The sequence below is a fragment of the Thalassotalea atypica genome, from assembly GCF_030295975.1.
GTDB lineage: Bacteria > Pseudomonadota > Gammaproteobacteria > Enterobacterales > Alteromonadaceae > Thalassotalea_F > Thalassotalea_F atypica.
Window position 1 is genome coordinate 3,719,590 of sequence record NZ_AP027364.1, and the last position, 16,660, is coordinate 3,736,249.

12 protein-coding genes and 1 other RNA gene are annotated in these 16,660 nt (G+C 41.4%); 8 read left to right on the top strand and 5 right to left on the bottom strand.

Going from position 1 to position 16,660, the window contains the following annotated elements; genetic code table 11:
- Positions 1–12: 12 nt before the first annotated feature.
- From QUE03_RS16910 to QUE03_RS16925, 4 genes are all read left to right on the top strand, one after another.
- Complete coding sequence (locus QUE03_RS16910; protein ID WP_286263133.1) at positions 13–3,297, top strand: TonB-dependent receptor; 3,285 nt, start codon at positions 13–15, stop codon at positions 3,295–3,297.
- Positions 3,298–3,425: 128 nt separating this feature from the next.
- The gene (locus QUE03_RS16915) at positions 3,426–4,943 is read left to right on the top strand and encodes a tryptophan halogenase family protein (RefSeq protein ID WP_286263134.1); all 1,518 of its coding nucleotides are present in this window, start codon (positions 3,426–3,428) and stop codon (positions 4,941–4,943) included.
- A gap of 59 nt (positions 4,944–5,002) precedes the next feature.
- Positions 5,003–6,019: a cupin-like domain-containing protein gene (locus tag QUE03_RS16920; protein WP_286263135.1), complete on the top strand. Its 1,017-nt coding sequence runs from the start codon at positions 5,003–5,005 to the stop codon at positions 6,017–6,019.
- Between the two features lie 53 nt (positions 6,020–6,072).
- The gene (locus QUE03_RS16925; RefSeq protein ID WP_286263136.1) at positions 6,073–7,578 is read left to right on the top strand and encodes a tryptophan halogenase family protein; all 1,506 of its coding nucleotides are present in this window, start codon (positions 6,073–6,075) and stop codon (positions 7,576–7,578) included.
- A gap of 315 nt (positions 7,579–7,893) precedes the next feature.
- On the opposite strand, the gene rnpB is transcribed toward QUE03_RS16925, so the two are convergent.
- From rnpB to rsmI, 5 genes are all read right to left on the bottom strand, one after another.
- Positions 7,894–8,256: RNase P RNA component class A (gene rnpB, locus QUE03_RS16930), an RNA gene on the bottom strand.
- Between the two features lie 51 nt (positions 8,257–8,307).
- Entirely contained in the window at positions 8,308–9,510 is a 1,203-nt protein-coding gene (locus tag QUE03_RS16935; RefSeq protein WP_286263137.1) for a serine hydrolase domain-containing protein, read from the bottom strand.
- A 198-nt stretch (positions 9,511–9,708) separates the two neighbouring features.
- Entirely contained in the window at positions 9,709–11,727 is a 2,019-nt protein-coding gene (locus QUE03_RS16940; protein WP_286263139.1) for an amidohydrolase family protein, read from the bottom strand.
- Between the two features lie 142 nt (positions 11,728–11,869).
- On the bottom strand, positions 11,870–12,253 hold the full coding sequence (locus tag QUE03_RS16945) for a hypothetical protein (protein WP_286263140.1): 384 nt from the start codon (positions 12,251–12,253) through the stop codon (positions 11,870–11,872).
- A gap of 18 nt (positions 12,254–12,271) precedes the next feature.
- Complete coding sequence (gene rsmI / locus QUE03_RS16950) at positions 12,272–13,108, bottom strand: 16S rRNA (cytidine(1402)-2'-O)-methyltransferase (protein WP_286267897.1); 837 nt, start codon at positions 13,106–13,108, stop codon at positions 12,272–12,274.
- A gap of 143 nt (positions 13,109–13,251) precedes the next feature.
- On the opposite strand from rsmI, the gene QUE03_RS16955 reads away from it, so the two are divergent.
- Genes QUE03_RS16955 through dolP form a run of 4 tightly spaced genes read left to right on the top strand, consistent with a single transcriptional unit; the run spans position 13,252 to position 16,595 of the window.
- A complete protein-coding gene (locus QUE03_RS16955) occupies positions 13,252–15,054 on the top strand; it encodes a penicillin-binding protein activator (protein WP_286263141.1) in 1,803 nt (600 codons plus the stop codon).
- The gene (locus QUE03_RS16960; RefSeq protein ID WP_286263142.1) at positions 15,038–15,412 is read left to right on the top strand and encodes a YraN family protein; all 375 of its coding nucleotides are present in this window, start codon (positions 15,038–15,040) and stop codon (positions 15,410–15,412) included. The genes QUE03_RS16955 and QUE03_RS16960 overlap by 17 nt, the downstream gene beginning before the upstream one ends.
- A gap of 17 nt (positions 15,413–15,429) precedes the next feature.
- Positions 15,430–16,020 carry a phosphoheptose isomerase gene (locus QUE03_RS16965; protein ID WP_286263143.1) on the top strand — a complete coding sequence of 197 codons (591 nt, stop codon included), beginning with the start codon at positions 15,430–15,432 and terminating at the stop codon, positions 16,018–16,020.
- Positions 16,021–16,022: 2 nt separating this feature from the next.
- Positions 16,023–16,595 carry a division/outer membrane stress-associated lipid-binding lipoprotein gene (dolP, locus tag QUE03_RS16970; protein WP_286263144.1) on the top strand — a complete coding sequence of 191 codons (573 nt, stop codon included), beginning with the start codon at positions 16,023–16,025 and terminating at the stop codon, positions 16,593–16,595.
- Positions 16,596–16,660 lie beyond the last annotated feature (65 nt).

The window sequence follows — 16,660 nt, forward strand, 5'->3', positions numbered from 1 at the left end:
AGAGGGGATAAAATGTCTAAAACATTTGAAAAAAAACGTCTTGTGATAGCAATATCTGCAGCTATTACTTGCTCACTTTCATCTTTAGTAATTGCCGAAGAAGCCGAAATTGAAAAGAAGAAAGCTGAAGAAGAAAATTTTGAAGTTATTGAAGTTCTCGGCATGCGCAGTAGTATTGAGAGTGCCCAAAGTTTAAAGCGTCATGCCGATACAGTAATGGATGCAATTACCGCCTCAGATATTGGCGCATTGCCTGATGCATCAGTTACCGAAGCCGTGCAACGTTTACCTGGTGTAACCATAGAGCGCTTCGCGTCATCGAGTGACCCTAAACATTTTGCCGATGAAGGTACCGGTGTACTTGTGCGCGGTTTAGATCGTGTGCGCAGCGAAATTAATGGTCGAGACTCCTTCAGTGCCAATCCGCATGGCGGGCTGAGCTATGAAGATTTCCCATCCGAATTATTAAGTGCCGTAGAAGTTTATAAAAACCAAACCGCAGATCGAATTTCTGGCGGTATCGCTGGCACAGTGAACTTAGTCACTCGTAAAGCTTTTGATTCTGACGAGCAAATGTTCACGATTAGTGCAAAAGCAAGTCATGGTGATTATAGAGAAGAAACAACTCCTTCATTTAGTGCACTTTTTTCTGATAATTGGGATACAGACGCAGGTAAATTCGGTGTTCTTGTGGCGGCATCTCAATCTGAATTTAAGACCCGTGGTGATGGTTTCGGTTTAGGTAACTTTCATAGCCGTGGCCCTGCAGATACTTTTTCATACGATCAATGGGGCACACCAAGTCCTGGAGTTATCGCTGGTCAGTACTCCAATCCTTGTATTCCTGGCGCGACAGATTGGCGTGCTTGTGGCGATAGCCAAAGTGATACTGTGCAATATTCAGCAGACGACGCTGCAAATTATACTGCACCGTATGAAGCAGAAGAACTTGATGGACAACCTGAAGGCGTCACATGGTATGCCCCCGCAAGTTATACCATGACAAGTGCAGAAAATGACCGTAAGCGCCAAGGTCTCACGGCAAGTTTACAATGGCAAAGTAAAGATGAAAGAATTACCGCTACATTAGAACATATCAATTCCAAAGCGTCTTTAGAGTGGCGGGAACATGTTATTGCTTCCGGTGATCGTGGCTTTTTACCATATGCACCTAATGCTATTCAGTGGTTTAATGGCTACGATGGAAATGAGCAAGACTACCCTTTGACTGTCGATAGTAATGGCTACCTCACTTCCGGTGTCGGTATTTCAAATCACCCGGAGCTACCGTTACAGTTCCGCTCACGTTATAATTTCAATGAAAGTACTGTTGACGATACCTCGTTAAATATTGTGTTTAAACCGACAGACTTGTTAACCATTGCTGTCGACTATCAGCATATTGATTCTGAGCAAATAGTTCATAACAATTCGCTAACCTCACGCATTAATGGCAATCAAACTGCAGAGCATGCGCCATTTTTCTTAGATTTAAGAGGTGATACCCCGACTATCGAATACTTAAATGCCAATACGTCTAACCCACCAAATGTAGACCCAGACACCAATCCAATTTTACGATTAGCCAGTGGCATGCAACAAGAAGAGCACAATGAAGCAGACTCTGACAGCTTTAAAATTGATGTAGAGTACAAATTAGACGGTATTTTTACTGCTATAAAAGCAGGTGTTTATTATTCTGAAAAAGAACTAACGGTTCGCGATACCGATTATGAAGGTTGGCAAGCTTTAGGTACGCCTTGGAACGCACAAGCCTCTTACAACGCTTCGCCGCAAGTGGTACCTGAATTATACGATCGCATTAGCTTTGCAGACCATTATAATGGCAATACGTTAATTGGCGCTAATAACAGCTTTTTATTCCCTCGTATGGATTTAGCAGAAAATTACGCACAAACACTACGTGAGGGATGTGGCACCTGGAGTGCGGTAGGCAATGCAATGGATGGCAGCGGCGGCTGTGCAGTGCCATATGAAGACTTAAGCGACCGTGTTCATAGCCATTTTGCCCCTCGCCATATTAGCTCAAGTAAAACAGAGCGCACTGAATTTTATCTTCGTGGTGATTTCGACTTTGATATTGATAATTCAGATATGATACTCAGAGGTAATATTGGTTTACGTTATGTTAATTATCAGCTGCAATCAACGGGGGGTATCAATACCCCTGCAACCGCTAGGCGCGGTACCGATCCATCATCTTCACTATACCAAGTAATGCAAAATGACTATCCAAGTATTTTTGCCTTAGCTTCAGGTGAAAGCTTTAGCAGCACAATAGATGGAGCAGATTATACCACTGTACTACCAAGCTTAAACCTTAATTTAGCTGTTACTGATGATGTCATTGTTAGGTTTGGCGCATCTAAAGGTCTTTATTATCCAAGCCTTATTGATTCAGCTAATAAAATGAACATTAGTCTGGATTACGAAGAAGTTCTTCTGAATCCTTCTGAAGGTAAAGATGAAGAGACTAATCCTGTTGTCGACCTGCGAAATATTGAAATCAGTGCTAACGCACGTAACGCTTTCTTAGAGCCTGAAGAGTCGGTTAATTTAGATTTAACAACCGAATGGTATTTTGCCGATGCTGGTGCGGTAACGGTTGGCTTATTCCACAAAAAACTGTCCAATATCATTCGAAATGAAACACGTTCGACTGAGGTTGAAGTCGACGGTAACGTTTACCCTATATCAGCTTATGGTCCGGCTAATACAGGCTCGGGCACTATTCGTGGTGTTGAATTAGCATACTCGCAGTTTTACGATATGTTACCTGGGATTTGGAGTGGTTTAGGTTTGCAACTGAACTATACCTATATTGATCAAAATGATTTGGAAGACCCAAATACCAACCCAACCCGCACGCTTTCAACCACAGGTGCCGGTGTGCCAATTACAGACAACCGTAATTCTTTTCGCCAATTTACCGGCTTACCGTTGCAAGGTTATTCAGATCAGAATTTCAATATTGTCGGCATGTATGAGAAAGACGATATCTCTTTCCGTTTAGCTTATACGTGGCGTTCAGCATACCTGCTAACTTTACGTGAGTCTGAAGAGTTTGTTCCGGCTTATTCAAAAGATCAAGGCATAATGGATGCAAGCTTCAACTATAGAATTAACGACAACTTTAAAGTCAGTTTACAAGTCAATAACGTCTTAGGGACTGATACAGAAACTCAATATCAACAGAATCAACAAGGAACATTAACTGATGCGTTTTCTTTCACATCAGACCGTCGTTATTCGTTAACGCTTAGTGCGGTTTTCTAATAGCAAATACGAAAAAATGTAATATAAACTGCGTACAGGCAACTGGGCGTAGTTTATATTATTTTGATAAGAATAAAGCACATTTAGTCTAGCAATAGCGAATGATTACTGGGGAATATAATTTTGTTATGAGTAACTCCTTGAAATCTATCTGCATTACAGGTGGTGGCACGGCTGGCTGGATGGCGGCAATATTGCTTTCAAGCGCCTTAAGAGGCAGTAATATTAAAATTACTGTAATTGAATCGGCCGATATTGGCACCATTGGCGTTGGAGAGTCTACTGTACCGTCAATAATGGACTTCATCCAAGCTTGTCAGATCAACCTCAAAGAGTTTATACAAGCGACGTCTGCCAGTTTTAAATTAGGCATTCGCTTCGATGACTGGCTAAATCCAGGGGAAAATTTCTTTCATCCCTTTGGCAAAGTAGGTAAAGATATTAATGGCTTTGATTTCTATCAGGCCTGGTTAAAGTCTCTTGCAGATGGGCAAAAAACACGTTGGCTTGATTATTCACCAAGTGCCATTATGGCGGAAAATGAACGCTTTATGCTGCGACCTATTCAGTCTGAAAACTGGGTATTATCGAACTATGCTCACGCTCTTCATTTTGATGCCGTGCAAGTTGCCCGATATTTACGCGACATTTGTCAGCAGCGTGGAGTCAACAGAATAGAAGCAACAGTAAAAAAGGTTAATCTTGATAACAAAGGGTTTATACGCAGCCTGACGTTAGACAACGACACGACTGTCAGTAGTGACTTTTTTATCGACTGTACTGGCTTCAACGGACTTTTAATCGATAAATCACTCAAGGTTGGTTTCGAAGATTGGTCGCATTATTTACCTTGTAATCGAGCAGTGGCAGTACAAACCGAACAAGTAGATAAACCTGTGCCCTATACCATAGCAACCGCTCAAGCAGCTGGCTGGTCATGGCAAATTCCTTTGCAACACAGAACCGGCAATGGCTATGTTTTTTCACATCAATTTTGCAGCGACGAAAAAGCGATTGAGACTTTGCTGAGCAGTATTAATGGCAAAGTGCTTAATGAACCAAGAATTATCCCATTTGTTACTGGTAAACGTAAAAAGCTTTGGCACAACAACTGTTTAGCACTAGGGCTTGCCAGCGGTTTTTTAGAACCTTTAGAGTCTACCGCCATTCACTTGGTCTATAAAACCTTAGTGCATTTTATAAAGCATTTTCCTGATGGCGATTTTGATGCTGATAACGAACAAGCATTTAATCAGAAAATTGATGCTGATTACCAAGAAATTCGCGATTTTATTATTTTACATTATTGCACGTCAGATCGAGATGATACGGAATTTTGGCAGTGGTGCCAAACGATGCCAGTGCCAACATCATTGCAAGAAAAAATACGCATATTTCGCAATAGAGGGCAATTAGAAGATCACCAAGGGCAATTTTTTACTCATGACAGCTGGTGCTCTATTTTAGAGGGAATGAAAATACGCCCACAAAAGCACCACCCTTTGGTGAATGGCTTTCACAGCCAAAACTTAGCCAATACACTAAATGAAAATATTAAAAATATTCGAGATACGGTACTAAAAATTCCTAATCACTATGAATATCTTCAAGCAAATTGCCCAGCGTATATTAAGAAAAACAGCTAGCAAGACGATGAATTCGTTGATTCACATGAGTGTGGTGTTATAAATGAGTGCAAAAAATCATGACAGCATATAAAGTTATTCCAGAATATTCGACGCTAAGTGCGGAGCAATTTTTTAACGAAGTTGTGCCAAGTCAAAAACCAATAGTGCTACGGGGATTTGCTAAAAGCTGGCCATTCGTTGCCTCAGCCAAACAGTCATCAAATGACTTCGTCGCCTATCTCAATCAGTTTTATAACGGAAAAAAAACCACTATGATGGTTGCTCCTCCGTCTGCCAATAAACGTTTCTATTACAATGAAGCTATCACCGACATAAATTATTTAAGCGGTGAAGAACGCTTAGACCTATTTTTAGGGCGTCTTATCGAGCTGATTGATAGAGATGTTTACCCTGCTATTTCGATGCAAGGCACACCTATTAACGAAATTTTACCGGGTTTAGTTGCTGAAAATTGTTCCGATTTTTTTCCCGAAATAGAGCCGCGCATATGGATTGGTAATGAAGGGATAGTTAATACCCATTATGATGGCTCAGATAACCTCGCTTGTGTTGTCGCTGGTCACCGGCGCTTTACACTTTTTCCACCAGAGCAAACATGCCACTTATACCCTGGCTCGCTAAATTTTACGCCAGCAGGTGCTCCCACTAGTTTAGTCAATATCAATAAGCCTGACTTTGAGCGTTATCCACTGTTCAAACTTGCACAGAGCGAAGCCTATAGTGCTGAACTTGAACCTGGAGACGCCATTTTTATTCCTATGCTTTGGTGGCATAACGTTGAATCGTTAGCAAAAGTGAACGCATTAATGAATTATTGGTGGAATGGCTCTTCTGAGCCAAATTCAGTGTCACCCAGCGCAATTGATAGTTTGAACATAGCAATGTTAGCGATGCGAAATTTAACGAAAAAACAACGTGATGCCTGGCGCTGTATGTTCGATCATTACCTGTTTCATCAAGAAATAGATCCAAGGTCTTATATTCCAGATCACCCGCAACATATACTTGGCGACTTATCGGTTGAAGACGTTAGAATGATCAAAGACTTTTTTGCTGAGAAATTACGAAAATAGGCAAAATTAGCAAAATAGTAGCCTTTAATATTATCAATTATGAGCAGATAGCAATGTTAAATAACGACGGAACACCGACAAAAGTACTGATTGTTGGTGGTGGCACAGCGGGATGGATGGCGGCAAACTTATTGGCGTGTAAATGGCAAGACACTGAAATTTGTCTAGTTGAATCTAAAGAAATTGGCATTATTGGTGTTGGCGAGGGCAGTACGCCGCACTTAAAGTTATTTTTCGATGCTATTGGTGTCGCCGACTCAGAGTGGATGCCCCGTTGCAATGCCACCTATAAAAATGGCATTACCTTTGATAAATGGTCAACTAAACCGGGGTTTGAATCCTACTTTCATCCTTTCGCCGCACAAACAGACGATATATTCACCGTACCTCTTTTTTATAAGAATATTCAAGCTCGAATGCAAGGCTATAGTGTTAACGCACATCCTGACCGATATTTTTTAGAGACTTATTTATCAAGCAACAATTTGGGCCCGTTGCCTGCGGAGTCTTTTCCTTTTGGCATTGCATACGGCTACCACTTTGATTCAGCACTTTTAGGACAGTTTTTAGCAGAAAAAGCACAAAATCTTGGAATAAAAAGAATTTATGGAAATGTCGCTGACGTTTTAGTGACAAATGATGGCAACCTAAGCGCGGTAAAACTCAGCGATGACAGCCAGCTAGAGGCAGACTTTTTTGTTGATTGCTCGGGGTTTAACGCCTTACTGATGCAAAAAACCTTGAAAGTTAGCTATATAAGTTTTAAAGACAACTTAGTCAACGATGCCGCTGTGGTCATGGCCAGTGAAATATCGAAAAATCTGCCGCCAGAAACTAAAGCAACGGCACTATCTAACGGCTGGGCTTGGCAAATTCCCCTCAGAAACCGTTTTGGTAATGGTTATGTTTATAGCAGTGATTACATCGATTCACATCAAGCGGAAACGGAACTTAGACAACATTTAGGTTTATTGGACCCTAGTGTTGAAGCTAGACATTTAAAAATGAAAGTTGGACGGGTTGAAAAGCACTGGCACAAAAACTGTCTTGCCGTAGGACTATCTCAAGGTTTCATAGAGCCTTTAGAGGCAACGGCACTGGCACTTTCATTCAATACTATTACGCAATTTATGCAGTGTTTTCAGGAAGGTAAAGGGACAAATCTATATGAAGATGCCTTTAATAAAGATATTAACTCAAGATTTGACGGTGTCCGAGATTATATTGTTTGTCATTACAAAGTGAATCAACGCACCGACAGCGCCTATTGGCGAGATAATGCCGCCAATAACAATCTTTCAGAAACCTTAAAGAAAATTTTAACGCTTTGGCATAATAGTCAGGACTTCGCCGGCGAAATGCACAAATACAAATTAACCGCGAGTTATCAAGCGAAATCATGGGCCTGTTTGCTTGCGGGTTATGGTACTTTTCCGCAACTAAATCAGGACTCGTCTATTGATTATTCTGCCCATCAGCTGGAAATTGACGGTTTAAACGATTTTATTAGGCGTTGTGGTTTAAACTTTAAAAACCACAACGAACTTCTCACCCTTTGATTACTCAAAATAGGAACAGAAGTTGTTATTGCTCAAGACCCCATTGAATGAGGAAAATCCAACCTAACTTCTGCTTAAAATATACTTGAATGATATAAGACATCAACCTGTTGATATATTTTAAAAACCACATAGAAAAAATATCTAAACAACTATATAGATTAAACGTTAATGTGGATGGTGGTCTCTTTATGCGTTTAAGCTAAAAATGATGATTCCACCGATAAGCCGCTTTCCTTCGGGAATAAGCGGAGTGGGAGATCATTATTTCAGAAAAAAAGCCTCAACATTACTGCTGAGGCTTTCTGTATAAATTTAGCGAGTCAACCGATAAGCCGGGTTTTGTCGTGGACAATCATTCGTCTAGGCCTTAAATCGCTCTAAGGCTCAAGCAACCTACCCGGTTTCAACGCGAGCCACGCCATATGAAACCCTATTTGGTCTTGCTCCGGGTGGAGTTTACCCTGCAATTACTGTTACCAGCAATCCGGTGCGCTCTTACCGCACCCTTTCAGCCTTACCTGTGCTATTGCTAGCCATCGGCGGTCTTCTCTCTGCTGCACTTGTCGTCGGCTTACGCCGCCCAGGCATTACCTGGCACCCTGCTCATTGGAGCCCGGACTTTCCTCCCGCTAGAAATACTTACGCAAACTAGCCAGCGATTGTCTGGTCAACTCGGTGCGCATTCTACCCCATTCTATAAACATTCGCTAACGAATTTACTGATGACTATAAAAGCTCTGATAAAATGTCGGTTTCCATGATCGTACGCACACGATATTCTTCCATATCACCTTCTTGGTAGCCGTTACCCGTGAACACGACAACAGCATCCAGAGTAGGTAATACAAAAATATATTGCCCACCAAATCCGTCTGCATAAAAGCTTGCAATACTTTCCCCTGCCGCATTGAAATCTGTACTCCACCACTGGTAACCGTATCCCCATGAGCCTTCGTCATGATATCGCTTAGTTGACTCTTCTATCCAAGACTCACTGATCACTCTCTCACCGTTCCACAATCCGTTGTTTAAGTATAACTGTCCAAATTTGGCCATATCACGCTGTGTTAAATAAAGCGCACTCCCTGTATGTATTTGGTTATCTAGCGCCCAATAGGTGTAATTAGTAATCCCGAGTGGCAAGAATAATTGTTGTTCCATAAAGCTAGTCACACTTTGTCCCGTGGCATGCTCTAACAAACGACCTAAACCAAACGACACGCCAGTTGAATAGGCAAAGGTAGTTCCCGGCGTTGTGGTTAGTGGTCGAGAAAGCAAGAAATTAATTGGGTCTTTGCTGTTGTTCATTTGGCTATTAAGGTTTCGACTATCAAGATAAGAGACATTCCATTCATCCCAACTGTAGCCGTGGCGCATGGTCAGCCAATTTTTCAGTGTAATATTCGCTTTGGTTTCGCTCCAATTTGACACAGGTGACTTATGTGCAAAATAGTCATGAACTTTAACCTCGACACTGTCGATATAGCCTTTATCTAGCGCAATACCAATTAATGAAGAAGTAAAACTTTTGGTCACTGAATTGAGAATGTGTCGGTTGATGTCTTTATTGTTAGCCCAACCATCAGCTAAATCGAGTTCATCTCGAAACATTTCATCAAGCACTATCTTTTTGTTTTTGATGATGGTGATCGAGTCTATATGACGATAACCGTTTTGTTCACTCGCTATTTTTCTCACCAATGCTTCGAGTTTGGTAATGTCCATCGAGAATTCATTGGCGTGAGCTACTTGCCAGCCATCGTTCTTAGCTTTGGGCACTTGATAACTGTATGTTTGTAAAGTTTCTTTGACCGAGGGCTTGCTGTTACCACTGTCTGAGCCACACGCTGATAAACCAAGTAACTGCAACGCAAAACAGGCACAGATGAATAATTTTCTAAGTTGCCGATTTGAATATGCGATGTTCATGTAATGCTCCGCAAATTTACAATATTTTTAGCTTAATCTGCCATGCTGCATTGCGACAGTCTGCCACGAAAAATACCTGTTAATAGTTGTAAGAAAATATGAAAAACTAATATGAAATAATTGAATGTTAGGAGAGAAAGCAACACTGATTAGACTCGGGTTACAAAGCAGAGTCTAATCGGTTTTAGCAGAGCTGTATTAACGCAGTTGACTAGACGTGGTAAAAGGTTTTACCCCTAAGACTTGGTACAGCTCATCGGGCTTATAAAAATAGCCTCCTTTAACCACCAAAGAAACATTTCTAATGGTAGACATGTCTTGTGTTGGGTCGCCATCAATTAATACCACATCGGCGTGTTTTCCTTCAGTAATCGAACCTAAGTAATGCGCTGCGCCAACTAGTTTCGCCGAATTGATACTGGCAATTTTGAATACTTCCATGGTCGGAATACCCGCCTCTGCATAGAGCTCTAACTCACGATGTAGAGTGAAGCCTGCAATATTATCTGTGCCGGGCACAATAGGTACACCGCTATCGTAGAGCTTTTTCAGCAGTTTATTCATTGCTTCGGCGCCCGCTTGGTAGTTGTCTAATAACTCTGGGGCAACATTCATTTCAGCGCCTTTCAACTGCCTTAACACATTTGGCGGTAAGTGCTTAGCGATGGCACTAAATTCTGGATCAACTTTCTTGTTCTCTTTTAGTAATAAACTTCTGAATGTCGAAACAGTTGGGTCAATCACAATTTGCTTATCGGCAAGGAGTTTAATGAAATCATTAAACTCCTTGCTGTCTAAATCCAATTCTCCGGCTTTTTCGCCAATGAGTGAGAAACGTAATTGTTGACGAGTATCAACAGTCGTTCCTGCGAGAAAATTTAAAAACAGCATATTGATATGTTGGATTTCATCATAACCGGCTTTAACCGCCTGCTCTGCTGTCATAAAGGCAGGAATATGACCACTTAGCCTCATCCCCCTTCGATGAGCATGTTCGGCGATAGATTCAACCCATTTAGGATCAATAGAGCTATACAGTTTAATCTGTAAATAACCATTATCGGCAAACCAGTCTATTTTCTCATGCGCTTCTTCAAGAGACTTTACCGATAACCCCGCCGAGAATTCACTCATTTGGTCGAAAAATCCGGCGCGAAACACGCGATTACCTATTACGGTGTTGCTGTTAAACAATTGCTCTACTTCCATGATGTTGTCGTGACTATTGCCAATATCACGAACATTTGTCACGCCAGCAGCAATATTGAGCAGTCCATCATTTTTACTTAAATGACCATGCATATCCCACAAACCAGGCAACAAGGTTTTCCCCTTACCATCAATAACAGGCGTGTCCTTACTTACCGACAAGTTAACGCCAACTTTAGCGATCTTGCCATTTCTTAACAGTACATCCGTTTTCGGTAGCTTTTTGGCGTTGATAACGTCAATCACCTGTGCATTTTGAATTAACAAACTGGAGTATGAGTGGCTAAGTTTATCCGCAATATTTTCTAAATATTCCTGCTCAGCATCGTTTTGAATATCGCGAAGTTCATTAAATTTTTCAATTGAATAGCCGTCTCTGATGATGCGCAGGAAACCGGAGATGTCTTTTGCAAAAAAATTGCCTTCACTATCGTACCAACTAAAATCAGGCGTAAAGCCAAGCCCGCCAATGGCGTAAAGTGAAACAGATTCTTTGTGCTCGCCATTGTCGATAACAAAGGTTTTGAGTTTGGTTAACCTTGCCGTCCCCGATGGAATTAAATCAACAGAATTAGACATTGACTTAAGCATTGCTTGTACCGTTAAATTATCTACAGTTCCCGCACTATTCGCAGGGAGGTAAAACAGTGAACTATCAGTTTTTAGCCGGCCATCTTCTTTGTTACTCGACCATGTGCCATAGCCATCTTCCCAATGATATTTCTCATTGATAGGCGCACCAAATGGGGAAAGTCCTGTTGATTTGTATTTGATCAATTCGCCCTGTTGATTGAGTGTTACTTTCTCATCGACCTGATAAATACGATTATTCCATCGTACATCGATATTGGCTTCGTATTCAGTATTCGACAATTTTTTCATGACTTGCTTACCAGCCAAGCCTTTTTCGGTGTAGATAATATTCGTAACTGACTGCTCTGCAGCGATAACGAGTGGCGCGATAAGTAATAATGGAATGACAAGAAGTAAAGTATGTCCGAATTTCATGCGAGTTAACCTAATGTAATTATTATTAATTCATTAGGGTTACAGTGTAGCCAACAATAAGCGAAACGCGAATGTGAGAAATCTTATAAGAACCATGCAGCTGCACGTTACTTACAAGCGCTGTTCACTATAGCAAATGAGGCTATTTCGCTAACTCTTGCTTTAGCCAATCCAAAGCCTGTTGCCTGTCCATGAAAAACTCAATATTTTGAGTCAATAAGGCGGGAGAATGTTTTAATGTCAGTTCTTTTTGAAGATTAGAGTGAACCAAAAGTGCTTTTGCAACTATATGTTGAGTATTAATCCAAACATTGTGTTCATCCAGTGCAGCATAGGCTTCAGGAGTCCCTCCTTCTAGCTCTAGATCATCAATAAGCATGGCGAACGGCGCTTGATCTAACTCTATGACTATTTCTCTAACCTTTCGAGTGTAGGCTTTGCAGCCTACTTCATTGAAACTGCCCTTTAACCGACTGATTATGACATCGTCGGCTAAGGCAACGAAAGATTCACCATGCTCTAACATCTTGTATCCTTATTACAGCTACTTTAAAGATAACGCTAAGTCATATAAGGCTTTCTTCTTTAAACTATATATTTCTGCAGTGATTGCGCAAGCTTTTTTAGGAGGTAGTTCAGCAACAAGCAATTTCAATGTTGCTTGTGCTTCAGGTGAAATCGACTCAGTGTCTTTTTTTGCCCCTTCAATCATTAAAACCATTTCACCTTTTAACTGATTTGGATCTTGAGCTAGCCAAGTTTTTAAATTTTCAGCGCTATCAGAATGTACTGTCTCAAATGTTTTAGTGAGTTCTCGCGCGATGGCTACATGTCTGTCTCCACCTAACACCGAAACAATATCTTCAACGGTATCTAAAGCGCGCCTTGGCGCATCATAAAACACCATGGTTCGTGTTTCATTTTCCAGCGCGCTCAATACGGTTTTCCTAGCACCTGACTTCGAAGGTAAAAAACCTTCAAAGGTAAAACGATCAGTCGGTAGTCCTGACACTGACAAAGCGGCGATTGCAGCACACGCCCCTGGAATAGGTACAACATTTAATTCTTGTTGACGTAAATGCTTCACAATATGAAATCCAGGATCGCTGATCAGTGGCGTACCTGCATCAGACACGAGTGCAATGCTTTTTCCTTCAGTCAACATAGAGGCTATTTGATCTTGTCGTTGTCGCTCGTTGTGATCGTGCAGTGACATGGTGTTATTTTTGATCGTGAAGTGAGACAGTAGTTTTTGCGTATGACGGGTATCTTCACAGGCTATTACATCCACGCCCGCCAGTATGTCTAAGGCTCGTTGCGTAATATCGCCCAAATTTCCAATTGGTGTGGCGACAATATATAAAGTACCTGCTTCAATCACTTGTGATGACATTATGCGTTCTGTATGTTGAGACTCGAGTAGATGAAGTTTATTATAAACAACCTAATCAACGCACGGATTTATCGCTGGTGAAGCAACAATTTAACCTAAAATCACTAAAAAAAGCCTTTTTTGTGACAATCATGTCCTTTTTGCTAATAAATTGTGCAGGCCAAAAACCGGTGACCACTATACCTGCAGAGATAGTCAAAGGTTCTCCTGATATTCCAACGCAAGATGATGCCCCTTCCGCACAATCTTATGTTGAACAAGCAAAGCTGTTATCCAGCGAGCAAGCCTTGCCCCTATTATTGCAAGGTAGTGAGCAATTTATCGTTGAAGGTGACAATCAAAAAGCCTTGTGGTTAGCCAATCAAATTCAACCCTTGCTTGAAAATCCAGAATTAAGTTATCGAGCAAGGCTCGTTAAAGCACAAGCTTTGTTTGAAATGACACAGCTTAGTATGTCCCTTAATCAACTGACTAGCGCAGCAGAGCTTGTACAAGCGAATGAACTTACACATCAGCTCCGTTATTATCAATTGTTAGAGTCAGTTCAATCTGCACTGGCTCATCCCGTAGAAGCTTTGTCTGCCAAATTACATGCTTTTGCAATGAACCCTGATGCGAGTGAACAAGACAGCCAAGTTATTTGGTTGCAAATCAATCAACTGGCACATTGGCAGCTCCAACAATTGATACGAACTAATCCACCACTAATGAATGGCTGGGCAAGACTTTCATCATACGCTAGGCGCTTTGGCGCTAAAGAGGCGCAGTTTGAGCGCTATTTAGCGCAATGGCAAAAACAATTCCCGGTACATCCTGCACAGACTGTTGTTCAGCAGATTTTAAACGAAGGTCATCTTGATATAACTAGTGCATTGCGTATTGCTGTAATATTGCCGCTATCCGGTAAACAGATGAGCGCGGGCGAAGCGGCACAGCAAGGCATATTGGCGGCCTATCAACAAGACAAAAGCAAACAGTTCCATTTTATCGACGCTAATTCGCTCGATTGGGAGACGCTTGAACAAACGCTAAATGAAAAAGACATTGAGTTCATTATTGGGCCATTGCTTCGTCAGCATGTTAACCGTTTTTTATCTATTGAGACTATTGAAATACCCTCATTGCTGTTAAACCTACCAACTAACATTGAACTGAAAGCTCATCAAAGCGCGATATCGATGCGACCAGAAGATGAAGCAATACAAGCCGCAGCGAGTTTGGCCAAAAAGAATTATCTACACCCGTTGTTAATGGTACATGAAGATAAAGTCAGCCAACGTATCGCTCAGGCTTTTTCTAAAGAATGGTATCGGTTATCGGGCAAGAACATTGAAAACATCTCTTTTGCTCAAGGCAAAAAGATGCAAGAAAATTTGAAATCGAGTTTAGATGTCGATAAGAGCCAAGACAGGATCAATGGCATTGACTCACGCATTAAACAAACGATTAAAGCAGAGGCAAGAAATAGACGAGACGTCGATATGATATACATCATCGGTTCTCCTGTGCAAACTCGTCTACTAAAACCATACATTGATGTCAGTATCAGTCCATTCGCCGATGCGATTCCTATCTATGCTAGCTCTCGCAGTCATAGTGCGAGAACAGATGAAAGTGAAACACGAGATTTAACAGGTCTCACATTCACCGAAATGCCTTGGATGTTACCCAGTAAACAACAAAACCGTGCCTTGTTTAACTTAACCAACTCACTGTTTCCGAATCGCAGTGATAGCCTTCAGGGTATATTTGCCATGGGTTATGACAGCGTTGCTTTGATTGACATCATACCGCATATGCAACAACGCAAATACGTTCGGCACTACGGCCAAACGGGAATTTTGAAACTAGAGTCGAATAATGTTCTTACTCGCAGTATATTGTGGGGACGTTACCAAAAGTCGCGAGTACAAGAAATTGTCATGGATAGATAAATTTACCACTAAAGCGAAAGGAGATATGACCGAGCACATGGCGGCAACCTATCTCCAACAACAAGGACTCAGCATACTCTCCAAAAACTTTCATTCTCGTCATGGGGAGATTGATCTCATCATGCAAGAAAATGACATCATAGTGTTTGTTGAAGTTAAATATCGTAAATCTGCTGGCTATGGCGGGGCTATTTCTGCAGTGTCCGCAAAAAAACAGCAAAAATTGAAACTTTGTGCTGGTTTTTATTTCCAACAGTCACAATTAAATGAATATAATACCGCATGTCGTTTTGATGTAGTCGCCTTACAAGGTGATTTAACACAACCTCAAATAACCTGGCTGAAAAACGCCTTCTAAATGGAGTCTTATCGTTTATGTTAGATCGGATCAAAAGCAATTTTACCGAAAGCATTCAAACAAAAATCGCCGCGAGTGAAGCTTTAGCTGTCCCTATCGAACAAGCAGGCATGGTTATGGTGCAAGCCTTATTAGGTGAGAAAAAAATACTATCCTGTGGTAATGGTGGCTCTGCCGGTGACGCGCAGCACTTTTCAGCAGAATTGCTCAACCGATATGAAACAGAACGCCCAAGCTTACCAGCAATTGCACTGACTACAGACAGCTCAACAATTACATCTATCGCTAATGACTACAGCTATGATGAAGTGTTTTCGAAGCAAATTCGTGCCTTAGGTAACGCTGGCGATGTGTTACTTGCCATTTCTACTAGTGGTAATTCAAAAAATGTCATCAAAGCTATTGAAGCAGCCGTGGCACGTGATATGCCGATCATTGCCCTGACAGGTCGAGATGGTGGTGATATTGCTGGCTTATTAGGTGAGAACGACGTTGAAATTAGAGTCCCACATGCAAGAACGGCTCGTATTCAGGAAGTGCACTTACTTGCTATTCATTGTTTGTGTGAAATCATTGATACAACATTATTCCCTGAAGGAGACTGCTAACAATGAAGTTCACTAAGCTTGCCGCTTCGCTAGCTATTATCTCACTACTTCAAGGTTGTGTTGCTGCCGCTGTTGTCGGGGTTGTTGGCGGCGCATCTGTTGCCTCAGATAATCGTACCGTAGGCACTCAAATTGATGATCAACAAATTGAAATCGTAGGTTATGCCCGTTTAGCGGAGCACCAAGGGTTAAAAGAAAACGCGAACTTGCAGATCACGGCAGTTAATGGCTCAATTTTACTCGTCGGCCAAACCCCGAATACCTACTTACGTGATGAAGCAATCAAGATCCTTAAAGCTGTCAACGGTGTGGAGCAGATTCATAACCAAGTACGAATTGGTAATGAAATCTCAGTCACCACTAAAAGTAATGACTTATGGCTCACCTCAAAAGTAAAAACGGCCTTGTTTGGCAACGACAACCTTGATGCTACTAACATTAAAGTTGTCACTGAAAATGCAGAAGTATTCTTAATGGGATTAGTCACCGAACAGGAAGCAACAGAAGCAGTTAATGTTGCTCGCAATATCAGTGGTGTAAACCGTGTCATTAAAGCTTTTGAGTATGTAAAATAATGCTCATTTGTAGATATAAAAAAGGCCTCAAAAGAGGCCTTTTTTATATCTACAAATGAGCATAA